We start from the raw sequence: 21,266 nt of genomic DNA, 5'->3' as shown, positions 1-21,266 counted from the left end.
CAGCAACACCAATCAACTGTGGGAGCGGGCTTGCCCGCGAAGGCGGCGTGTCAGCTTGCACATCAGTGCCTGATGCAACGCTATCGCAGGCAAGCCAGCTCCCACACAAGCCAGCTTCAACAGTTGATTTTTGGCGGTTTTAGAATTGGTATTCGGCGCCGGCACCGGCGTACCACGAGCGGCCGGGGGCGGCTTCGTAGTAGCGGTTGCTGCTGTCGCCGACGATCACCGAGCCGACGTATTGGCGGTCCAGCAGGTTGTCCAGGCGCAGGGTCTGGTGGAAGGTCCAGTGTTCGACCTTCTGTTCGAAGCGCGCGCGCCAGTTGAACACGCTGTAGGCCGGCGCGGCGCGTTGGCTGTTGGTGTCTTCGACGTAGACCTTGCTGCGGTACAGGCCTTCGATGGCGGTGCTGACCCAGTCGCGGGGCTTCCAGTTGAGTTCGGCGAACAGGGTGGTTTGGGGCACGCCGGGGAGGTAGTTGCCCTTTTCAATAGCCTTTGCGTTGTTGGTGAAGTCACTGTCGTAGGTGGCTTGCAAGCGGGTGTAGGCGAGGTTGGTGCTCCACTGTTCGCTGAGCTGGCTTTCAATGCCCAGCTCGAAGCCGCGGCGCAGGGTGCGGCCGGCGTTTTGGTAGCTGGTGCGGCCTTGGAGGGATTGGCTGATCACCAGCTCATCTTCTGTGGTGATTTGGAACACAGCAGCGTTGATCCGGGTGTCGTTCAGCTGTGCCTTCAGGCCCATTTCATATTGAGTACTTTCAGACGGTTTTAGGCCGAAGTTGAAGCCTTCGACATTCCCCGGTGCGTAGGCCAATTCAGCCTGGGTAGGCGTTTCAAAGCCTTTACCGGCACTGACGTAGCCGTGCAACTGCGGCGTGAAGGCGTACATCACGCTCATCGACGGGGTGTTTTTCTGATAGGTCTTGTTGCCGCTGGCGTCACCGTTGCTCAGGTGTTGATCGTCAACGTCAAGTTCCATGGTGCTATGGCGTACGCCAGCTTGCAGGGTCCAGTTGCCCAGAGCCCAATTGGCTTGAATGTAAGGGTCAAGGCTGCGGGCGGTGTCGATTTCATCACGACGTAGCTCGCCTTTCACACCAAGGGTGGTGCCGCTGTAGTTTTGATAGCCATGGCGACTGTCTTCGCTCTGGTCAAAGTCCAGGCCGGTGATGATCATCAGTTCGCCCGGTGCGCTCTCAATGGGTTGCATCCAGCGCACGCTGCCGCCGTAGAACTTGCGGTCGAATTGCACCACGCCGCCGCCGCGCTCGTTGGACGGCGTGCCCTTGGGAATCGACAAGTACTGAATCACACTCCGCCGCCCCGTATACGCATTCACTTGCAGCGTCGCCTCGCCGAAATACCGCTCGTAATTCATCCCCAACTGCTGATGATCGATGCTTTTGCGTGTGTTGTACGTCAACGCCCCGGTGGCTACCGAGCGCGGATCAGCCTTGTACGCTTCCCACGTCTGTCCCAGCGGGTCCTGCGTACCGTTCTGCTCCAGACTGCTGTAGATGAGCGCCAACTTGCTGTCGTCATCCGGCTGGAAATTGAGCTTGGCGAACGTCTGGTCGCGCCGTGCGCTGCTGTGGTCGCGGTAGCCGTCGGTGTCCATGCGCGAGGCGTCCAGTACGAAGCCTGCCCCGTTGGCGGCACCTTCGGCGCTCAGGTGGTTTTTGCTCAGGCCGTCGCTGCCCACCAGGGTTTCGGCGCCGATGCGCGGCGGGCCTTCGCCGTTGCGGGAGAACATCTGGATCACGCCACCGGCGTTGCTGCCGTACAGGGTGGCCGCGGGGCCGCGCAGCACTTCGATGCGCTCGGCGGTGTCGAGGTTGAACGTAGCGGCCTGGCCCTGGCCGTCCGGGGTGCTGGCGGGGATGCCGTCGGCGATCAGCTTGAGGCCGCGGACTCCGAACGCCGAGCGGGCGCCGAAGCCACGGGAGGAAATCTGCAGGTCCTGGGCATAGTTCTGGCGGTTCTGCACCACCAGGCCGGGTACGCGGGAGAGGGCTTCGGAAGCGTTGATGCCGAGCTGGCCGTCACTGATCTGCTCGCGGCTGATGGCGTCCACCGAATACGGCAGGTCAAACGTCGGGCTGGCGCTGCGTGAGCCGGTGACGACGCTGGGGTCGAGGACCAGTGGCAAATCGTCGCCCATCGCGAGGCCGCAAAAACCGAGCAAGCCGGCAATAAGAGGGAGGTGAGCAGGACCAGCAATTTTCATCAGACAACCAGGCAAAGTGCGGCAAACGCGGGATTCTAGCGATTCTTTCACTGTTTAACGAATCCTCTGGCTGCGCCTTTGGCTCCGTCTGACCTGACTCTAGACGCAATCCTACAGACTGCCCCCATCAGCTTGGCGCTTGCCGCTAACAGCTCCCCACTGGTTTTAAGCTATAATCCCGCCCTTTAGCTGTTTCCTGCCCAGGCGGGAAGCACACTTTTTTCAGGCGCGACCCGCCTGCATGCAGACTAAAAGAGGCTAGACCCCTGTGGCATTGACGATTCTTGGCCTGTCCGGCGCCCTTAGCCATGATCCTTCCGCAGCCCTGTATATCGACGGCAAGCTGATCGCGGCCGCCGAAGAAGAGCGCTTCGTACGCGACAAACATGCAAAGAACCGCATGCCCTACGAATCGGCGAAGTTCTGCCTGGAACAAGCCGGTATCAAGCCCTCCGACGTTGACGTAGTGGCGATCCCGTTCGCCCCGATCAGCCTGTTCGGCGAGGCGCGCTGGCACTACGCCAAGCGTTACTGGTACGCCCCGGACCGCGCCCTCGACGCGATCCTGATGGGCAACCGTCGCTACAAGCGCTATCGCAACAAGATCGTCTGGTGCCTGGAGCAACTGGGCTTCGATCCGAAGAAAATCAAGATCGAGCCGGTTGAACACCACCTGGCCCACGCTTCCAGCGCCTACCACTGCTCCGGCTTCCAGGAGAAAACCGCGATCCTCGGCATCGACGGTAAAGGTGAGTACGCCACCACGTTCTTCGGTTATGGCGAGAACGGCAAGATCCACAAGATCAAGGAATTCTACGATCCGGACTCCCTCGGCGGCCTGTATGGCGCGATCACCGAGTTCCTCGGTTTCGAGATGCTCGACGGCGAGTTCAAGGTCATGGGCATGGCGCCGTACGGCGACGCCAGCAAATACGATTTCTCGCGCCTGGCCTCGTTTGAAAACGGCGAGCTGGTGATCAACACCGACTACGCCAACGTCATCGGCCTGCGTCGCTACAAAGAGAAGGGCAAGGGTTTCTACTTCTCGCCGAAACTGATCGAGTGGCTGGGCCCGAAACGCGAAGGCGACATCGCCGACGAGCCTTACATTCACTACGCCGCCAGCATGCAAGCACTGTTCGAAAAGCTGGCCTTGCAGATGATCGACCACTACCTGGGCGACATCCTCAAGGACACCGGCAAGCTGGCCTTCGCCGGCGGTTGCGCGCTGAACGTCAAGCTGAACCAGAAAATCATTGCCCGCGACGACGTGAAAGAGCTGTTCGTGCAGCCGGCGTCCGGCGATGCCGGTACTGCGGTGGGCGCGGCGGCCTACGTGTCCCACGCCCGGGGTGTGCCCGTGGAGAAGATGGAACACGTCTACCTCGGCCCGTCCTACAGCAACGAAGACGTGATCGCGGCGTGCGCCAAGCACGCGAGCAAGCCGGTATGGCGCAAGATCGAGAACATGCCTAAACGCATCGCCAAGATCATGGTCGACGGCAACCCGGTGGCCTGGTTCCAGGGCCGCATGGAGTTTGGCCCGCGTGCCCTCGGCGGTCGTTCGATCATCGGTTGCCCAAGCGCAACCGGCGTGGCTGACCGTATCAACCACCAGATCAAGTTCCGCGAGCGCTGGAGGCCTTTCTGCCCGTCGATGCTCGACACCGTGGCCCCGCAGATGATCAAAGTCGATCACCCGGCACCGTTCATGACCTTCACCTTTGAAGTGTCGGAAGAGTGGAAGACCCGCGTGCCGGAAGTGGTCCATGAAGATGGCACTTCCCGCGCCCAGGTGCTCAAGCGCGAATACAACCCGCGCTACTACGACATGATGAAAGAGCTGGAAGTGCTGACCGGCAACGGCGTGTCGCTGAACACCTCGCTCAACCGTCGTGGCGAAGCGATGATCTGCTCGCCGAAAGACGCGCTGGACATGTTCTTCGGGTCCGACCTGCAGTACCTGATCATGGAAGACATCCTGGTGGTCAAGGACGGCGTGGACCCTTATGACTCGCTCGGCTGATCGCCACGTCCTGCAGTTCTGCCACGGCTATGACGGGCCGTTCCTGGACTGCGCGCGGCAGTACGCCAGTTTGTTCGCAGGCTCCGGCTACAAGGTGACCACGGTGTTTCTCACCGGGGTCGCCGACCCTGAGGTCGCGGCCGGTTGCGCCTCTGATGAAGTGTTGTTCATGGAGTTCAGCTCCAAGGCCATTCGTGGCTTGAAGCTGGGCGCCATCGCCGAGATGCGCAAGATTGCCGCATCGCGCAACTTCAGTTTCTGTATTGCGCACCGCGCCAAGCCGATCTACGTCGCCTTGCTCGCCACGCGTTTGCAGGTGATCGGCGTGCATCACGCCTTTAGTGACTACCAACGCCGTGGCCGCCGCCTGTTCGCTTCGATTTTCCGCAAGCGCCTGAGCTTGCTGGGTGTCTCCGACGCCGTGCGCGACGACATCCGCCGTTGCCTGCCGAACTGGCCGGCGGCGCGCATCCAGACCTTGTACAACCGCATCGATGTCGAGGCCATGCAGGCCCTGCAAGTCTCGAAGGACGAGGCGCGGGACGCCCTCGGGCTCTCGCCGGATGAGTGGGTGGTCGGCAACGTCGGCCGCCTGCACCCGGACAAGGACCAGGCCACGCTGCTCAAGGGCTTCGCCCTGGCCTTGCCTCGGTTGCCCGCCGAAAGCCGCCTGGCGATCCTCGGCACCGGCCGCCTGGAGCAGGACCTCAAGGAACTGGCGCGTGAACTGGGGATTGCCGACAAGGTCCTGTTCCTCGGCCAGGTGCCGGATGCGCGTCGCTATTTCCGCGGGTTTGACGTGTTTGCCCTGAGCTCCGACCACGAGCCGTTCGGCATGGTGCTGCTTGAAGCCATGGCCGCCGGTGTACCGTTGCTGGCCACCGCTTGTGGCGGCGCGAAGGAAGTGGTCGAAGGCGTGGGCATCCTGTTCCCCTTCGGCGACGCCGAGCACCTGGCCCAAGGCCTGGAGCACCTGGCCGCGATGGATCAACACCAGCGACGCCAGTGCGCCGAGTTGATGCTGGAGCGTCTGCACGCGCGCTTCTCGGATCAGGCGGTACGCACTGCTTTCTGGCAACTGCCACACGTTATTGAACTGACCGCGAGGGCTTGATGCTCAATCGATTCCAAGGCTGGCGCGAGCGCGGCTGGACCGTCGTCGATGCACCTGCCTACAGCCAGGCCTGGCAGCGTTTTGGCGGCAGCGTCGCGACGCATCCGCAAGTGATCGAACGCCTGGCCGGGCTGGCGGCTATTCCGGTGCGCTACCTGGCCTGGGAACAGGCCGGTGAACTCAAGGCGTGCATTGCCACCTGGGGCCGCGACTTGGCCTTGTCCAAGGACGTGCTCAAGCGCAGCGGCAAGAAAGGCCTGTTCGACCTGGGCAATGCCGAGATCATCCTGCCGGCCGCTGCCGATGCGCAGGCGCCACTGCGCCAGCGTGGGCGTTACCTGTCGGGGCTCAATGAAGGCCGTTTCACGGGGCTCAAGCCCCAGGCCGAGCAGTTGGCCATGGCGCGCACGCCCGAAGACTTGTCGAAGAAATTCCGCTACAACCAGCGCCGCGAACTGCGCCTGTTGGAGGAGGCGGGCGGGGTGGTGCGGCCGGTCAGCGAGTTTTCCAGTACTGAGCTGGCGTCGATCTACTGCGACTTGTTCCTGCGCCGCTGGGGCTTTGTCGCAACGGGGGCCGAGCGTTTGGCCGAGGTGATTGAATTGCTGCGCGAGTGGTTGATCGGCTCGGTGATCTTCCTCAACGATGCGCCTATCGCGATCCAGTTGGTGTACCGGGTCGAGTCGCCAGAGTGGATCAGCGTGGAGTACGTCAACGGCGGGGTCGACCCTGAAACCCGTGCCTTCAGCCCCGGCAGCGTGTTGAGCTTTCTCAACACCCAGAGCGCCTGGGAACAGGCCCGCGAAGTCGGTAAGCCGCTGCGCTTTTCGTTTGGGCGTGCCGACCGCGAGTACAAGGACCGCTGGTGCAACCCTGTGCAGGTGTTCAGCTCATGACTCGCAAGCAGCAATTGCTCAAGCGCCATCGGCGCAACAAGCGCATGGCGCTGTTGATTGGTGTGTTGCTGCTGGTGTTGATCGGCATCTTGGTGGCCTGGTGGTTGCCGTTGCTGTTGGCCGCGCTGGCCTGGGTCGCTCACGAAGCGTGGTTTGCCGACCACCTGTTTTATGCCCCCAACGAAGACTATCAATACCGCTTCTCGGCCGATGCCGAGTTACCCGGCGTGCGCCTGGAGAACGGGCGCTTGTTGCTTGATCAACCGGTCGCCGCAGACGCCACGCTGGTGCTGGCGATCACAGTCAAAAGCACCTGGCTGGGACGCTTTCTCGACCCGAACATTGCCCTGGGTGACGACCGCCAAACCTTTGAGCGTGGGGTCAACGGCGTGCGTTATCTCAACCTCAGCGGATTGGCGCTGGATCAGTTGCAGCTGCGTGGTCGCCATTGTCGCCTGCTCGGCACACCGCGCCTGTGGGCCTGGACCCAGCCGGATTACAGCACCCAGCGTGTGATGGTCATCGCGCCCCACGCCGACGATGCCGAACTGGCAGCTTTCGGGCTCTACAGCCAGGCGCAAAAGCCGTGGATCGTCACCCTCACGGCGGGTGAAATCGAAGCCGAACACTATCAGCAGATGGGCCTGGACACGGTCGAAGCCGCGCGCATCAAGGGCCGCCTGCGCGCCTGGGACAGCATCGCCGTGCCGCTATGGGCGGGCGTACCCCAGGCGCACTGCGTGCAACTGGGTTATTTCTGCCTGCAATTGCAAGCCATGCAGGCCGCGCCAGCCCAGCCCTTCGCCTCCCGTGAAGCCGAGCTGAGCGATGTGCGGCCGTTTCGCCAGTTCAATCCGTTCCCGCTGCCGTCGGATAGCGACGGCTTGCCGACCTGGAATAACCTGCTGGCCGACCTGCGCGCGGTGCTGTTGATGGCGCGCCCTGAAGTGATCGTGCTGCCGTACTCGGCGCTGGACCCGCACCCCGATCATATCTGCGCGCAGAACGCCGTCATGCAGGCCTTGCAAGGCCTGGAGTGGCAGCCAACCACGCTGCTGGGCTACGCCAATCATCTGCATGACAATGACCGCTGGCCCATGGGCGACGCTGGCAGTGGCATAGCCTTGCCGCCGCTGTTCGATGCAACCCAGGAGCTGCATCCGTGCAGCCTGCCGCTGACGTTGGCGCAACAGCGCGACAAGGCCATGGCACTGGGCATGATGCACGACCTGCAACCCGCGCCACCCTTCAAGCGGCGTGTCCGGCGGTTGTTGCAGCGTGTACTGGCCGGGCGCGCGCGTTCGCCTTACGGGGAGAACGAGTTCTTCCGCAAGGCGGTGCGGCGACATGAGTTGTTCTGGCGTTTGTGACCTGTGAAAGGAAGAGCATGAAAGTTTTATTTCTGGTGCAGAAAGAGCAGCGCGCCATCCTCGATCGTCTTTACGAAGGCATCGCCGAGCATTGCGAATGCGATACCCGCTGGCTGAGCAGCGCCGAGCAACGCAATCTGCGCGGCTACTTTCGCCGTGAGGTCGATGTGACCCGCTACGACCGTATCGTGTTCTTCCTGCGTTTCAAGCAGGAAATCCGCCAGGCCGGTTTTATCCGTACGATCCCCAATCTGGTGATCCTCGAACACGACGCCTACCAGAACTACATTCCCTGCAAATACACCGGAAAATTCAGCGCCCATTACCGCCGTTTACCCTGGGCGCGGGTGATCAGCTCGGGCTTCATGGTGACCGAGCGCCTGCGTGCGGAAGGCTTCGACGCGGTGTTCGTGCCCAAGGGCTACGACCAGGCGCTGTTGCAGCCGCAGGCGCGTGAGCGTGACATCGAGCTGGCGTTTGTCGGTAGCACCAATAGCGTGGCCTACAGCGGGCGCAAGGCGTTGCTCGATGAGCTGGCACGGGTCGAGCCGCTGGTGGTGACGCGTACCAAGTCGGGTGAGGAATACTGTGCGACGCTCAACCGGATCCGCTTTTTTGTCAGTGCCGACGTGGGCATGGGCGAATACATGATCAAGAACTTCGAAGCCATGGCCTGTGGTTGCGTGCTGCTGGCGTTTGACCAGGGCGAGGCGGAAAACCAGGCCCTGGGTTTCAAGGACAAGGTCAACGTAGTGTTCTATAAAGACATCCCGCAATTGCAGGAAAAACTCGCCGAGTTGCGCGCCAACCCTCAGTTGGCGGCGGATATTGCGCGTAAAGGCCAGGAGCTGGCTGTCAGCCAGTTTAGCTTTGCACGTATCGGCCAGCGTATTGTCGAAGTGCTGCAGCCACCTCTGCGGCCACGTGCGCCGTTGAGTTTGCTGGAAACGCTGCGCCTGAAACTGGGCGTGTAACCTCTGTCAGGCCGTCGATTGCGGTCATTTTATTGTTGGTGCCCACGTGCGATTTTCCGAACAGAGCGACATCACCCTTGTAGTGACCAGCTGCGGTCGCTTTGATCTGTTAAAGCGCACGCTTGAAAGCTTCGACGTGTTCAACACGGCTGACATCCGCGAGGTGTTCATCACCGAGGACTCCGGTGACGACGCGGTACGCCAGGCGATTCCGGCCCATTGGCAGGAACATTGCACTTTCTTCGTCAACCGCCCGAAGCTGGGGCAGTTGGCATCCATCGACCTGGCCTACGCGTCGGTGAAGACACCCTATATTTTCCATTGTGAAGATGACTGGGAGTTTTACCGCCCGGGGTTTGTCGAGGACTCCAAGACGGTGTTGGAGCTGCGCCCGGATGTGCTTCAGGTGTGGTTGCGCAACTTTGTCTATGACTTGCAGGTGCACAGCCCCTATATCCATCTGGGGCCGCGTGAGCTGATCGGTGGGGTGCCGTGCTACCCGCTGATCTCCGACAAGCCGGAGTGGCAGGCGTTTTCCCTGAACCCCGGTTTGCGCCGCCTCAAGGAGTACGCGTTGTGCGCGCCTTATGCCGGGTTCGAGGGCGAGAAGGGCTTGTCGCGGCGCTATGCGCAGTTGAACTTGATGGCCGTGACCCTTGAGGGCGATGCGGTATTGCACACCGGCTTCGGCTTGCATGTGTCGACCTCGGCCGAGCGCTTGAACAAGGCCAAGCGCAAGCGGCGCGAGCGGATCAAGCTGGTCGCCATGCTGTTGTTGGGCCTCGCCATCGGCTGGCTGGTCAATTGAGTTGCATGCACGCCTCCAGAACACCGCAGAAGGTTCGTATTATTCAATGAGCATCCTCAACGTCATGTGGGCCGGTGGTACTGCATTCGCTTCCGTGCAGAAGGTTCATCAGCAAGTGCTTGGCAGCGTCGACTGCGGTGCAGCCGTGCATACCTGGCTGCTTCAGGGCGGTGCACAAGCTGGAGATGGGGCGCTGGAATGGAATCTCTCATCGGCTCAGCTCAAGGGCCGTCACCTGTGGGCGTTGCTGCTGCCGCGCATGCGCGCGCGTTTTCGACGGGCGCTGCCGCAGGACGTGAAGGTCGTGCTGCTCGATGGCGTCGGCGTTGCGCGGGTGTTGTTGCCGGTGCTCAAGACCGTACCCGAGGTACGTGCTGTGGTGCTGTTTCACGGTATGACACGCCTGCGTCGCACGGATCGCAAGCTGTTCGAGCAATTCTCCGAGGCCCGACTGACCGTGGCAGCTGTGTCGCAGACCCTGGCCGACTCGTTGCAACGCGATTTGCATCGCCCGGTGGCAGTGCTGCGCAGCGCCTTTGACCCCAGCGCGTTTTGCGCCGCGATGCTGTCCCGCGAGCAGGCCCGCGCGCAGTTGGGCCTGGCCGCAGACAACGCTCCGGTGCTGGGCGCCGTGGGGCGCCTGGTGGGCAGCAAGGGCTTTGCCTGTTTGCTGGATGCGTTTGCCGCCGTGACCTCGCGTCGGCCCGAGGCGCGCTTGGTGATCATTGGCGAAGGCACTGCGCGTGCGGAGCTTGAAGCGCAGATCGAGCACCTTGGCTTGCGCGGCAAAGTCTTCATGCCGGGGCACCTGGCGGACGCGGCGACCCTGTATCGCGCATTTGATTGGGTGGCGATACCGTCTTCGGAGGAGGGGCTTGGGTTGATCGTGCAGGAGGCCGTGATGGCCGGTGTGCCGGTGCTGACCAGCGAGCTGGCGGTGTTCCGCGAGCAATTGGCGGACGCTGGTTGGTATGCACCGGCTGACGCTGTCGACGCCTGGACGCAACTGCTGGAGCGCGCTTTTTCAACCAGCCCGCACGTCGCCGTGGCGGCTCAGTTGGCGGCGCTGGCGCCGGAACAGGCCTGGCAGGACTTCACCGCCACCGCCCGCCGGCTGCTCTCACCCCGGTAGTACGGCTTGTTCGAGCGCTTGCATCGGAAAGCGTTCGTTCAGCTTCTCGCGCGCAATATAACGGGCGAAGTGCTGCAGGTTGCGCTTGACCAGCGCCGGACTCAGCGGCGCACGCAGGAAGCGCAGGTCGGCCACGTCGATCAGGCCCATCTGGTTGTCCGGTGTCACGACAATGTTGCCCAGGTGCAGGGAGCGGAAGTAGATCCCGGCGCCATGCAGGCGGCGAATCAGCGTCACCAGCGGTTCCAGGTTCTGCTCCCAGTCAAAACCTTCCTTGTTGGCGATCTGGCGCAGCGTCTCGCCCGGTAGCGGGCGATACAGCACGGCGGTCATGCCGGGCGCGTCCAGCTGGAAGCTGTCGAGTACGGTGAGGGTGGGAATGCCGCGTTGTTGCAACCCGAGCGCGTTATCGATGAAACGCTTGGAGTACGGGCGAAACAAGGCGGAAGAAAAAAACCGCTTGCGACGAAACAGTTTAAGGATGTTCCCGTCCGTCAGCAGGTAGACTTTGGGCCCATAGCTGTCCTTCTCCAGGATTCTGGCGCCTTCAATCATCGTGTTTAGAGCGGCTTGGGGAAGCCTTGAACATTGCATCGTCAGGAAGCCTTGTGGGAGTCGCGGGCACATGAGTCGGCAATGATGCCGAAAGTTTTGGGTTTTAACCATGCCGGGGTGGCAGGTTGGCCGTAGTATTAGGAGCGGATGATGCAGGCAAGTCGTTGGGCGCAAGTATGGATGGGGTTCGGGTTGCTGTGGTTTTTACTGGCAATCGCCTTTGCGCCGACCAATAAGATCTATCAACAGGGGCTGACGCTGTTCTTGTGGCTGCCGGCCATGGTGTTTGCCTGGTCTGCCCGTGAGCAGCTCAAGCAGGTCTGGCAGGCTCAGCGTTGGGTCTACCTGGCGCTGGGCGTAATGGCGGCCTGGGGCTTGATCAGCCTGCTGTGGACCAATGCCGAGGACCCTTCCCGCGAAGCCAAGCGTCTGCTGTATATCGGCGTATTCCTGCTGTTCTTGCCGGTGCTTGCCCAAGGGCGCACCGAGCAGGTGGTTCGCCTGATGCAATGGGGCGGCTTTGGCCTGGCGTTGTCGTCGCTGCTGGCGATGGTCAAGTTCTATGGCCTTCAAGGCAATGCCTGGGACGCTCGTCTTGAAGGGTTGGGGCAGCTGTCCCATCCGATCCTGGGCGCGTACGTCATTGGTCTCGCGGCTGTGTGGATGCTGCACTGGATGCCTCGTGGGCGCTGGATGCAAGTGGCCTTCCTGGCGGCGATCGGGCTGCTCGGCCTGTTTGTCGTGGCGAGCCAGAGCCGTGGTGCCGCGCTGGCCTTGCTGTTGAGCGTGGTGGCGATGCCGCTGTGGAGCCGCGACCGACGCAGTACGGTGATCGCGATCGCCGCAGCGGTGGCGGCGGTGGTGGTATTCGTGTCGATGCAATCGTTGATGCTGTCCCGTGGCGTGTCGTTCCGGCCGCAGATTTTCATGGTGGCGCTGCAGATGATTGGCGAGCACCCTTGGACCGGTCTGGGCCTGGGTGGTAATTACAACGTGGTCTGGAATGAGTTCCGCTTCGACCATTCCCACAACCTGTTCACCCACGTCGCCATCGAACTGGGCCTGCCGGGCCTGCTGCTGTGGTGCGCGGTGTGGTTCGGCGTGCTGTGGCAAGCCTGGAAAGTGCGTGACACCCATTACGGCAAAGGCCTCATCGGCATGTGGGTGTTCTCCACCCTGGCGATGCAGTTCGATGCGGCCAACCTCACCGGCACCCCGCGTGCCGAGTGGTTTATCACCTGGCTGCCGATCGCGCTGGTCAGCGTGTCGGTCTGGGCTCGGGCCAAACCCGGCGCTTGTGATAAAGTTGCCGCCCTACCTAATCAGTGAGCTCAACAATGAGTGACGCACCGCCTAAAGCGGAACAGGAATCCAGCCTGAAAATTTATTTCAGGCTGCTGGGATACGTGAAGCCGTACATCGGCATGTTCCTCGTGAGCATTATCGGGTTTGTGATTTTCGCATCCACCCAGCCCATGCTGGCCGGGATTCTCAAATACTTCGTGGATGGCCTGAGCAACCCGGACGTGGTGTTTTTCCCCAGTGTTCCGTACCTCAAGGACCTGAAACTGCTGATGGCCGTGCCGCTGCTGATCGTGCTGATCGCCGCGTGGCAGGGGCTGGGCTCTTTCCTGGGCAACTACTACCTGGCCAAGGTCTCCCTGGGGCTGGTCCACGATTTGCGGGTGCAGTTGTTCAACAAACTGCTGGTCCTGCCCAACCGCTATTTCGATACCCACAGCTCCGGGCACCTGATTTCCCGCATCACCTTCAACGTGACCATGGTCACCGGCGCCGCCACGGATGCGATCAAGGTCGTGATCCGCGAAGGCCTGACGGTGGTGTTCCTGTTCGGTTACCTGTTGTGGATGAACTGGAAGCTGACCCTGGTGATGCTGGCGATCCTGCCGATCATTGCCATGATGGTCGGCAGCACCAGCAAGAAATTCCGCAAGCAGAGCAAGAAAATCCAGGTGGCGATGGGCGACGTGACCCACGTGGCCTCGGAAACCATCCAGGGTTATCGCGTGGTGCGCAGCTTCGGTGGGGAGACCTACGAAGAGCAGCGTTTCGCCAAGGCGAGCATGAGCAACACCGAAAAGCAGATGCGCATGACCAAGACCGGTGCGGTCTACACGCCCATGCTGCAATTGGTGATCTACACCGCGATGGCGGCGCTGATGTTCCTGGTGCTGTTCCTGCGGGGTGACGCGACCGCCGGCGACCTGGTGGCCTATATCACGGCTGCGGGCCTGCTGCCCAAGCCGATCCGCCAGTTGTCGGAAGTCAGCTCGACGATCCAGAAGGGCGTCGCCGGTGCCGAGAGCATCTTCGAACAGCTGGACGTGGTGCCTGAAGTCGACACCGGCACTGTGGAAAAAGAGCGGGTCAGCGGCCACCTTGAGGTGCGCAACCTGAGCTTCACCTACCCCGGCACCGAGCGCGAAGTGCTCAAGAACATCAGCTTCATCGCAGCGCCAGGCCAGATGGTCGCGCTGGTCGGGCGTTCGGGCAGTGGCAAGTCCACCCTGGCCGCGCTGATTCCGCGTTTCTATCATCATGAAGTCGGCGAGATCCTGCTTGATGAAGTGGAAATCGAGGACTACCGCCTGCGCAACCTGCGCCGCCACGTGGCCCAGGTGACCCAGCACGTGACGCTGTTCAACGACACCGTGGCCAACAACATCGCCTACGGCGACCTGGCCGGCGCGCCGCGTGAAGACGTCGAAAAAGCTGCCCGTGATGCCTACGCCATGGACTTCATCGCCGAGCTGCCCAAGGGCTTGGACACCGAAGTCGGCGAAAACGGCGTGCTGCTCTCCGGCGGTCAGCGTCAGCGTCTGGCGATTGCCCGTGCCTTGCTGAAAAACGCACCGCTGTTGATCCTCGATGAGGCGACCTCGGCGCTGGACACCGAGTCCGAGCGGCATATCCAGGCCGCCCTGGACAAGGTCATGAAGGGCCGTACGACCCTGGTGATTGCGCACCGCTTGTCCACCATCGAGAAGGCTGACCTGATCCTGGTGATGGATCACGGTGAAATCGTCGAGCGTGGCACCCATGCCGATTTGTTGGCCCTGGGTGGCTACTACTCGCGTTTGCACGCCATGGGGCTGGACGAGCCGGCAACGGCCAACATCGTCTGACCGACCGGGGCGCGCAATGCGCCCCGTTTTTGTTCAAAAAGTGAGCAGTTGCGCGGTCGGATGTCTTACAGATAAAGCTCTCGAACTAGGCAGCGCCCACCCTGTGCTAATATCGCGCCCCTGTTCATTTTGTATGTGGGTTGCTCCATGAAGTTGTCCATGCCGCGATTCGATCAAGCCCCTGTCTTGGTGGTCGGCGATGTCATGCTCGACCGTTACTGGCATGGTGGTACCTCACGGATTTCCCCTGAGGCGCCGGTACCGGTAGTCAAGGTCGAGCAAATCGAAGACCGTCCAGGCGGCGCTGCCAACGTTGCCCTCAATATTGCCGCCCTCGGCGCCCCGGCCTCCCTGGTCGGCGTGACCGGCGATGACGAAGCCGCCGACAGCCTGGCCAACAGCCTGCGCGGTGCCGGCGTGCGTGCGCTGTTCCAGCGCATTGCCCATCAGCCGACCATCGTCAAGCTGCGGGTCATGAGTCGTCACCAGCAATTGCTGCGGATCGATTTTGAAGAACCCTTCGCCACCGACGCCCTGGCCCTCAGCGGTCAGGTCGATGCGTTGCTCGAAGGCATCAAGGTGCTGGTGTTGTCCGATTACGGCAAAGGCGCCTTGAAGAACCACCAGGCACTGATCCAGGCCGCCAAGGCCAAGGGCATTCCGGTGCTGGCCGACCCCAAGGGCAAGGATTTCTCGATTTATCGCGGTGCCAGCCTGATCACGCCGAACCTCAGCGAGTTCGAAGCCATCGTCGGCGGCTGCGCCGATGAGCACGAGCTGGTGAGCAAAGGCGCGGCATTGATGGCCGACCTCGACCTTGGCGCCTTGCTGGTGACCCGTGGCGAGCACGGCATGACCCTGCTGCGTCCGGATCATCCGGCGATGCACCTGCCGGCGCGGGCCCGTGAAGTGTTCGACGTCACCGGCGCCGGCGACACCGTGATCTCCACCCTGGCCGCCTCGATTGCGGCCGGCGAAGAACTGCCTCACGCCGTGGCCCTGGCCAACCTGGCGGCGGGCATTGTGGTCGGCAAGTTGGGTACGGCGGCCATCAGTGCACCGGAACTGCGGCGCGCCATCCAGCGTTCCGAAGGTTCGGAGCGTGGCGTGCTGGGGATCGAGCAATTGCTGCTGGCGATCGACGATGCCCGCGCCCACAACGAGAGCATTGTGTTCACCAACGGCTGCTTCGACATCCTGCATGCTGGCCACGTGACCTATCTGGAACAGGCGCGCGCCCAAGGCGATCGCCTGATCGTCGCGGTCAACGACGACGCGTCGGTCAGCCGCCTCAAAGGCCCGGGCCGTCCGATCAACAGTGTCGACCGTCGTATGGCGGTCCTGGCTGGCCTGGGCGCGGTGGACTGGGTGATCAGCTTCGCTGAAGGTACCCCGGAAAACCTGCTGGCCCAGGTCAAGCCGGACGTGCTGGTCAAGGGCGGCGATTACTCCGTCGACCAGGTGGTCGGTGCCGACATCGTCAGCGCCTATGGCGGCACGGTCAAAGTGCTGGGGCTGGTTGAAAACAGCTCGACCACGGCCATCGTCGAGAAGATTCGCAACAATGAGTAAGTGTGTCCTGATAACCGGCGGTGCGGGCTTTATCGGCTCGCACCTGGTCGATGCGTTGTTGGCCAAGGGCTACGGCGTGCGCGTGTTGGACAACCTGTCCACCGGCAAGCGCAGCAACCTGCCGTTGGATAATCCGCGGGTCGAGTTGCTGGAGGGTGATGTCGCCGACGCCGAGCTGGTCGCGCGTGCCGCGGTCGGCACGGCGGCGGTGGTGCACCTGGCGGCGGTGGCCTCGGTGCAGGCATCGGTGGATGACCCGGTCAGCACGCACCAGAGCAATTTCGTCGGTACGCTGAACGTGTGCGAAGCCATGCGCAAAGCGGCGGTGAAGCGCGTGGTCTTCGCCTCCAGCGCGGCGGTGTACGGCAACAATGGCGAGGGTGCTTCGATTGACGAAGAGACCACCAAGGCGCCGTTGACGCCCTATGCGTCCGACAAATTGGCCGGCGAGCATTACTTCGACTTTTACCGTCGCCAGCACGGTCTGGAGCCGGTGATTTTCCGCTTCTTCAATATATTCGGGCCACGCCAGGACCCGTCCTCTCCGTACTCCGGAGTGATCAGCATCTTCAGCGAGCGCGTGCAGCAGGGCGTGCCGATTGCCGTGTTTGGCGATGGCGAGCAGACCCGTGACTTCATGTATGTGGAAGATCTGGTTGACGTGTTGGTGCAAGCCATTGAGGCGCCGGACGCGCCGTTGGGGGCGATCAATGTGGGCTGGAACCGTACCACGACGCTCAAGCAGGTGTTGCAGGCGCTGGAAGACATTGTCGGCAAGTTGCCCGCAGTGACTTACGGCCCGGCGCGTTCTGGGGACATTCGCCACTCACGGGCGAATAACCAGCGGTTGTTGGCGAGCTTCACACTACCCGAACCGACCCCGCTGAAGGTTGGCCTGGAACGCTTGCTCAACGGCTGACGCAATCATAAATGTGGGAGCGGGCTTGCTCGCGAAGGCGGTGTACCAGTCTATTCCTGTGCTGGCTGATCCACCGCTTTCGCGAGCAAGCCCGCTCCCACATTTGGATTTGCGCCGGGCTTGGCATTGGAGTGGACTCGCTAGCTGCTGGCCTTCTTCTTCGGCGTTATCTTGCGCAGCACCCGCTGTGCCAGGCGCTTCAACTTCGACTCTTTCTCCGGCTCCGCCAAGCCCTGCTGGCGCAGCCAGTCCTTCCAGCGAATCCGCTCGTCACGTACCAGCCAGCCTTCCTGCTGGGCAAAGCTTTCCGCAAGGAACAAACCCCGCGTGCTGGCTGGGTACAGCTGATCTTTTTTGACGGTGTACAGCTCGGCCAGCGGCTGGCCGTCTTTCAACGGCATCAGGTACAGGTCCGGGCGCTGGCGGTCGAGGCGCGCCACCAACTGGTCGCCTTCCAGGCGCTCGTCCACATGGAACAGGCTCAGGGACTTGGCTTCCTTCGGCACTTCCAGGCGCAAGTCGTAGATCAATTGCAGTGACGCCGTGGGCAGGTGCACATAGGCCCGTGGGCGTTCGATCAGCTGAGTGGTCGCGCAACGCACCGGGCGAGCTGCGCCGGACAGCGGGCTGAGGCGAAACGGCAGTGCTTCGCGGTAATGCAGCGCGGCGGAGTAGGGCGCCGGCAGCCAGGTGTCGTTGAAGCGCCCGCCGAGCCAGCCTTCGGGCGTTTCCAGCAGGCACTCTTCGGCGATTTCCTGGATGGCGGTGTGCAGCGGCAGGTTCAGTTCGTGGGCGGGGACGTAGCCGGAGATCAGCTTGAGTACCACGTCGCCACGGTCCTGGCGTCGCTGGCGTACCAGCACCCAGTAGTCCTTGTTTTGCCAGTGCAGGGTCAGTCGTACCGACACGCCGAGGTTCGCCAGTTCCAGCACGAAACGCTCGGGGTCGGCCACCTCCACCGGCTTGCGCCGTTGCAGGGTCTGGGCGAAGTTGAGCGGCATGCCGACGCTCTGGTAGTTCAGTCCTTCGGGGGTGGCTTCGACGTGCAGCGGCAGTGTCTTGAAGTTGCTGGGGTTTTTTCGTATGAGCGTGCGCGCCATGTCGGCTCCTGCTTGCGACTGGGTCGGCCGCGTCGGCGGCATCAGAGTTGACGAATAACCTGGGCAGCGGTCGCCACGTTATGGGCCAGGTGCAGCGGATTGATGGTCCCGACAATAGCACTGGCAACGCCCGTTTGCGCAAACAACAGCATGAAACTGGCACGTATTGGATCCATTCCAGGCTCCAGGCAAACGTGGCCACTGGCCAGGGCTTTTTTCACCAGGATGCCTTTGCCGTGGGCGGCCGCATAGTCAATGACGGCTTTCTCGGCCTGTTCGTTCAAATTGTAGGTGACCATCGCGCAATCGCCCTGCTCCAGAGCCTTCACGCCGCCTTCGACGGTTTTCCCGGAAAAACCGAAACCGCGGATCTTGCCTTCCTGTTTCAGCTCGGCGAGGGTCTGGTAGACCTCGCAGTCGTTGAGGATATGCAGGTCGTTGCCGTCGGAGTGCACCAGCACCAGGTCGATAAAATCCGTTTCCAGTCGTTTCAAGCTGCGTTCAATCGACAGTCGAGTGTGGGCCGCGCTGAAATCGTGGCGGGACACGCCATTGTCGAATTCCTCGCCGACCTTGCTGACAATCACCCAGTCCTTGCGCTGGCCGCGCAGCAGCGGGCCCAGGCGCTCTTCGCTGCGGCCGTAGGCGGGTGCGGTGTCGATCAGGTTGATGCCCAATTGCTGGGCCTGACGCAGCAGCATCCGGGCTGCGTCGTCATCTGGAATCTGGAAGCCGTTGGGGTATTTAACCCCCTGGTCACGGCCCAGCTTGACGGTGCCCAGGCCCAGCGGCGACACCAGCAGGCCGGTGCTGCCCAGGGGGCGATGCAGGTCGTGCAAGGTCGGCAGGCTCATGGCAGCAGTTGCTCCCAGGCCGGTACGCCGATAGCGGGCTTTGGCAGCTCGGGCAGCGGCTCGCTGGCGGCTGGACGGATGCCATCACGTTCGAAGCTGTTGATCACCCGGTCGGCGAAGTCCGGCGCCAGTGCCAGTTTGGTCGGCCAGCCTACCAGCAGGCGGCCGTCCTCAAACACGAAGGCGTTGTCGGGGCGGCTCAGACCCGTTTGCAGCGGCTCGGCGCGGTCGACGCGCAGGGTGGCCCATTGGGTCTGGCTCATGTCGATCCACGGCAGCAATTGCGCCAGCTCTTTTTGCGCCGTTGCGATCTGTTCTTCAGGCTTACGTGCCACGCCATCGGCCTCGGCAATGTCGCCGCCCATGTACCAGACCCAGTTGCCATCGGCGGCCGGGTGGGTGGTCACGGTGAGGCGCGGCTTGGTGCCGCCGCCCAGGCAGTGGGCGTACAGCGGCTTCAGGCCGGGGCCTTTGGCGATGATCATGTGCAGCGGGCGTTTTTGCATCGCCGGCTTGCTCAAGCCCAGGCTGGTCAGCAGGTCGGCGGTGCCGCCACCGGCGCTCAGCACGATGCGCTGGGCGCGGATCTCGCGGCCATCCACCTTCAGGCCCACCAGCTTGTTGCCGTCCAGCAGCGGCTCGATGCGCTGCCCGGCGAGCAAGCCGTCGCCGGCCAATTGGGCCAGGCGTTCGATCACACTGGGGACGTCCACCACGAGTTCGGCCAGGCGATAGACCTTGCCCTTGAAGCGGCGATCTTGCAGGGCTGGGGGCAGGTCGTCGCCCTTGACCTGGTCGACACGGCCGCGCACGGCCTTGCTGGCGAAGAAGCTGGTGAGGTTGCCGGCGAGCGTGCCGGGGGACCACAGGTAATGGGCCTGGGAGAGCACGCGCACGCCGGTCAGGTCCAGCTCGCCATTGCCCGCCAAGGCTTCACGCCAGCGGCGCGGCATGTCGGCGATGGCTTCGGAGGCGCCGGTGAGGGCGCCGTGCAGGGCGTATTTCGCGCCGCCGTGGATGATCCCTTGGGACTTCACGCTTTGCCCGCCACCCAGGGTAGCGTTTTCCACCAATACCGTGGAAAACCCCTGGCGGCGCAGGCGCGCATTCAGCCAGAGGCCGGCAACCCCGGCGCCGACAATCAGGACGTCGGTGGAAATAACGGATGGCATGGGCGACCTCAGTGTTCAAGACAAGAGGCGCAGTATACAGGCTGTTGCGTGGTGGTCAGTGCCCGGCGGTTTTCGAAAACAACTGGATCACCACCACACCCAGCACAATCAGGCCCATGCCGAGCATCGCCGGCAGGTCGAGTTTCTGCCCGTAGATGAACAGCGCTGCGACGCTCACCATCACGATGCCCATCCCGGCCCACACCGCGTAGGCCACGCCCACCGGCACGGTGCGCACCACCAGGGTCAGCATCCAGAACGCCACGCCGTAGCCGACGATCACCAGTAGCAGTGGGATAGGTGTGCTCCAGCCCTTGATGGCTTTCATCGAAACAGTGGCGATCACTTCCGAGCAGATGGCGATGGCCAGGTAGTAGTAGGCAGGGTTCATGGGTAATCCTCGGTGTGAACCGCGTTTGATAATGTCGCCATTTTAGGGCTTGGCCAGATGGGGTAAAGTCATTACCTATCTGAATTGGAGATGGGTTGAAGCATGAGCGTGCAATGGAACCTGGAACAGATGCGCCTGTTTGTCAGCGTCGCCGAGCAGCGTTCGTTTTCGGCGGTGGCGCGCGGGCAGCGCAAGGCGCAGTCGGCGGTGAGTAATGGGATTGCGCTGCTGGAGGCCGACCTGGGCGTCAGCCTGTTCGAGCGTAGCAGCGGCCGCCAACCGCGCCTGACCGAGGCCGGCACGGTGTTGCTTGAAGAAGCCCGGGAAGTGCTGCGCCAATGCGAGCGCCTCAACGGCCGGGCGCTGTCGTTGATGCGCGGCGAAGAAGCCTGCCTGCGCCTGGCCCAGGATGAGGCGATGCTGTATCAGCCGGTGCTGGACAGCCTGGATGCATTGGCCGGGCAGTTTCCCAACCTGGAAGTGCAGATTTCCAGCGCCGCCCAAGGCGATGTCGCACGCAAGCTGGTGGAGCGCAAAGCCGACCTGGGCATGTTGTTCTATCATGATCAGATCCCCGAGGCGCTGGAGCGGCGGGTGGTCGGCAGTGTGGAAATGGTCACCGTCTGCGGGCGCAATCACCCGTTGGCTCGGCAGAAAACCGTGGACTGCCAGGGCCTCGCGCAATACCGCCAACTGCTGATGTCGACCCAGACCAGCGTCTACCCCGGCAGCGAAGCTGCCAGCCCACAGGTGTGGCGTGCCGACAGCTTTTACGTGCTGGCCGAATGGCTGACCCGTGGCCTCGGCTGGGCCTGGCTGCCGCGGCATGTGGTGCAATACCCGACCTACCAGAACCAGATGGTCGAACTCGACAGCGAATGGACCCCGCCAGCGTTGGTGGTGGAGTTGGTCTGGCGCCGCGACGAGCCCCTCGGCCCGGCCGCACGTTTTCTGGCGGAACGTTTTGCCGAGTGTCTACGGGCGATTGACTGAAAAAGCCGATAAACTCC

The 21,266-nt window shown here is 62.5% G+C and carries 18 protein-coding genes; 12 read left to right on the top strand and 6 right to left on the bottom strand.

Annotation, left to right across the window (positions count from 1 at the left end; all coding sequences use genetic code 11):
* Positions 1-139 precede the first annotated feature (139 nt).
* Positions 140-2,227 (bottom strand): TonB-dependent receptor family protein, encoded by a 2,088-nt coding sequence (locus tag OPU96_RS21820; RefSeq protein WP_498559665.1) that lies wholly within the window; start codon positions 2,225-2,227, stop codon positions 140-142.
* Positions 2,228-2,495: 268 nt separating this feature from the next.
* On the opposite strand from OPU96_RS21820, the gene OPU96_RS21815 reads away from it, so the two are divergent.
* From OPU96_RS21815 to OPU96_RS21785, 7 genes are read left to right on the top strand one after another with little or no spacing between them, the layout of a single operon-like run.
* Positions 2,496-4,253, top strand: coding sequence for a carbamoyltransferase family protein (locus OPU96_RS21815; protein WP_192298286.1), 1,758 nt, complete (start codon positions 2,496-2,498; stop codon positions 4,251-4,253).
* Positions 4,237-5,367 carry a glycosyltransferase gene (locus OPU96_RS21810; protein WP_498559664.1) on the top strand — a complete coding sequence of 377 codons (1,131 nt, stop codon included), beginning with the start codon at positions 4,237-4,239 and terminating at the stop codon, positions 5,365-5,367. Before OPU96_RS21815 ends, OPU96_RS21810 begins: the two co-directional genes overlap by 17 nt.
* Entirely contained in the window at positions 5,367-6,263 is an 897-nt protein-coding gene (locus tag OPU96_RS21805) for an antimicrobial resistance protein Mig-14 (protein ID WP_192298284.1), read from the top strand. The genes OPU96_RS21810 and OPU96_RS21805 overlap by 1 nt, the downstream gene beginning before the upstream one ends.
* Entirely contained in the window at positions 6,260-7,633 is a 1,374-nt protein-coding gene (locus tag OPU96_RS21800; RefSeq protein WP_226455582.1) for a PIG-L family deacetylase, read from the top strand. Before OPU96_RS21805 ends, OPU96_RS21800 begins: the two co-directional genes overlap by 4 nt.
* Positions 7,634-7,650: 17 nt before the next feature.
* Entirely contained in the window at positions 7,651-8,607 is a 957-nt protein-coding gene (locus tag OPU96_RS21795) for a glycosyltransferase family protein (protein ID WP_226455583.1), read from the top strand.
* Between the two features lie 46 nt (positions 8,608-8,653).
* A complete protein-coding gene (locus tag OPU96_RS21790; protein ID WP_226455584.1) occupies positions 8,654-9,415 on the top strand; it encodes a glycosyltransferase family protein in 762 nt (253 codons plus the stop codon).
* Positions 9,416-9,461: 46 nt separating this feature from the next.
* Entirely contained in the window at positions 9,462-10,547 is a 1,086-nt protein-coding gene (locus OPU96_RS21785; protein WP_226455585.1) for a glycosyltransferase, read from the top strand.
* Here the strand turns inward: OPU96_RS21785 and OPU96_RS21780 are convergent.
* A complete protein-coding gene (locus OPU96_RS21780; protein WP_192298279.1) occupies positions 10,536-11,102 on the bottom strand; it encodes a BUD32 family EKC/KEOPS complex subunit in 567 nt (188 codons plus the stop codon). The two genes, OPU96_RS21785 and OPU96_RS21780, sit on opposite strands and share 12 nt — an antisense overlap.
* 150 nt (positions 11,103-11,252) lie before the next feature.
* On the opposite strand from OPU96_RS21780, the gene OPU96_RS21775 reads away from it, so the two are divergent.
* From OPU96_RS21775 to OPU96_RS21760, 4 genes are all read left to right on the top strand, one after another.
* Positions 11,253-12,431 (top strand): O-antigen ligase family protein, encoded by a 1,179-nt coding sequence (locus OPU96_RS21775; RefSeq protein ID WP_498559663.1) that lies wholly within the window; start codon positions 11,253-11,255, stop codon positions 12,429-12,431.
* A gap of 8 nt (positions 12,432-12,439) precedes the next feature.
* On the top strand, positions 12,440-14,248 hold the full coding sequence (gene msbA / locus OPU96_RS21770; RefSeq protein WP_192298277.1) for a lipid A export permease/ATP-binding protein MsbA: 1,809 nt from the start codon (positions 12,440-12,442) through the stop codon (positions 14,246-14,248).
* Positions 14,249-14,395: 147 nt separating this feature from the next.
* The gene (gene hldE, locus OPU96_RS21765; RefSeq protein WP_192298276.1) at positions 14,396-15,820 is read left to right on the top strand and encodes a bifunctional D-glycero-beta-D-manno-heptose-7-phosphate kinase/D-glycero-beta-D-manno-heptose 1-phosphate adenylyltransferase HldE; all 1,425 of its coding nucleotides are present in this window, start codon (positions 14,396-14,398) and stop codon (positions 15,818-15,820) included.
* Positions 15,813-16,739, top strand: coding sequence for an NAD-dependent epimerase/dehydratase family protein (locus tag OPU96_RS21760; protein ID WP_498559662.1), 927 nt, complete (start codon positions 15,813-15,815; stop codon positions 16,737-16,739). Before hldE ends, OPU96_RS21760 begins: the two co-directional genes overlap by 8 nt.
* Before the next feature lie 140 nt (positions 16,740-16,879).
* On the opposite strand, the gene OPU96_RS21755 is transcribed toward OPU96_RS21760, so the two are convergent.
* Genes OPU96_RS21755 through OPU96_RS21740 form a run of 4 tightly spaced genes read right to left on the bottom strand, consistent with a single transcriptional unit; the run spans position 16,880 to position 20,256 of the window.
* Positions 16,880-17,839 (bottom strand): metal ABC transporter ATPase, encoded by a 960-nt coding sequence (locus OPU96_RS21755; protein WP_498559661.1) that lies wholly within the window; start codon positions 17,837-17,839, stop codon positions 16,880-16,882.
* 41 nt (positions 17,840-17,880) lie between these two features.
* Positions 17,881-18,693: an aldo/keto reductase gene (locus tag OPU96_RS21750; RefSeq protein ID WP_192298273.1), complete on the bottom strand. Its 813-nt coding sequence runs from the start codon at positions 18,691-18,693 to the stop codon at positions 17,881-17,883.
* Positions 18,690-19,865, bottom strand: coding sequence for an NAD(P)/FAD-dependent oxidoreductase (locus OPU96_RS21745; protein ID WP_498559660.1), 1,176 nt, complete (start codon positions 19,863-19,865; stop codon positions 18,690-18,692). The genes OPU96_RS21750 and OPU96_RS21745 overlap by 4 nt, the downstream gene beginning before the upstream one ends.
* Before the next feature lie 55 nt (positions 19,866-19,920).
* Positions 19,921-20,256, bottom strand: coding sequence for a DMT family transporter (locus OPU96_RS21740; protein ID WP_192298271.1), 336 nt, complete (start codon positions 20,254-20,256; stop codon positions 19,921-19,923).
* A gap of 102 nt (positions 20,257-20,358) precedes the next feature.
* Between OPU96_RS21740 and OPU96_RS21735 the strand changes: the two genes are divergently transcribed.
* Entirely contained in the window at positions 20,359-21,249 is an 891-nt protein-coding gene (locus OPU96_RS21735; protein ID WP_192298270.1) for a LysR family transcriptional regulator, read from the top strand.
* Positions 21,250-21,266: the final 17 nt, after the last annotated feature.

The sequence above is a fragment of the Pseudomonas sp. RP-B7 genome, from assembly GCF_059803535.1.
Note: the sequence above shows the minus strand (reverse complement) of the source record. Positions and strands in the feature narration are given on the sequence as shown.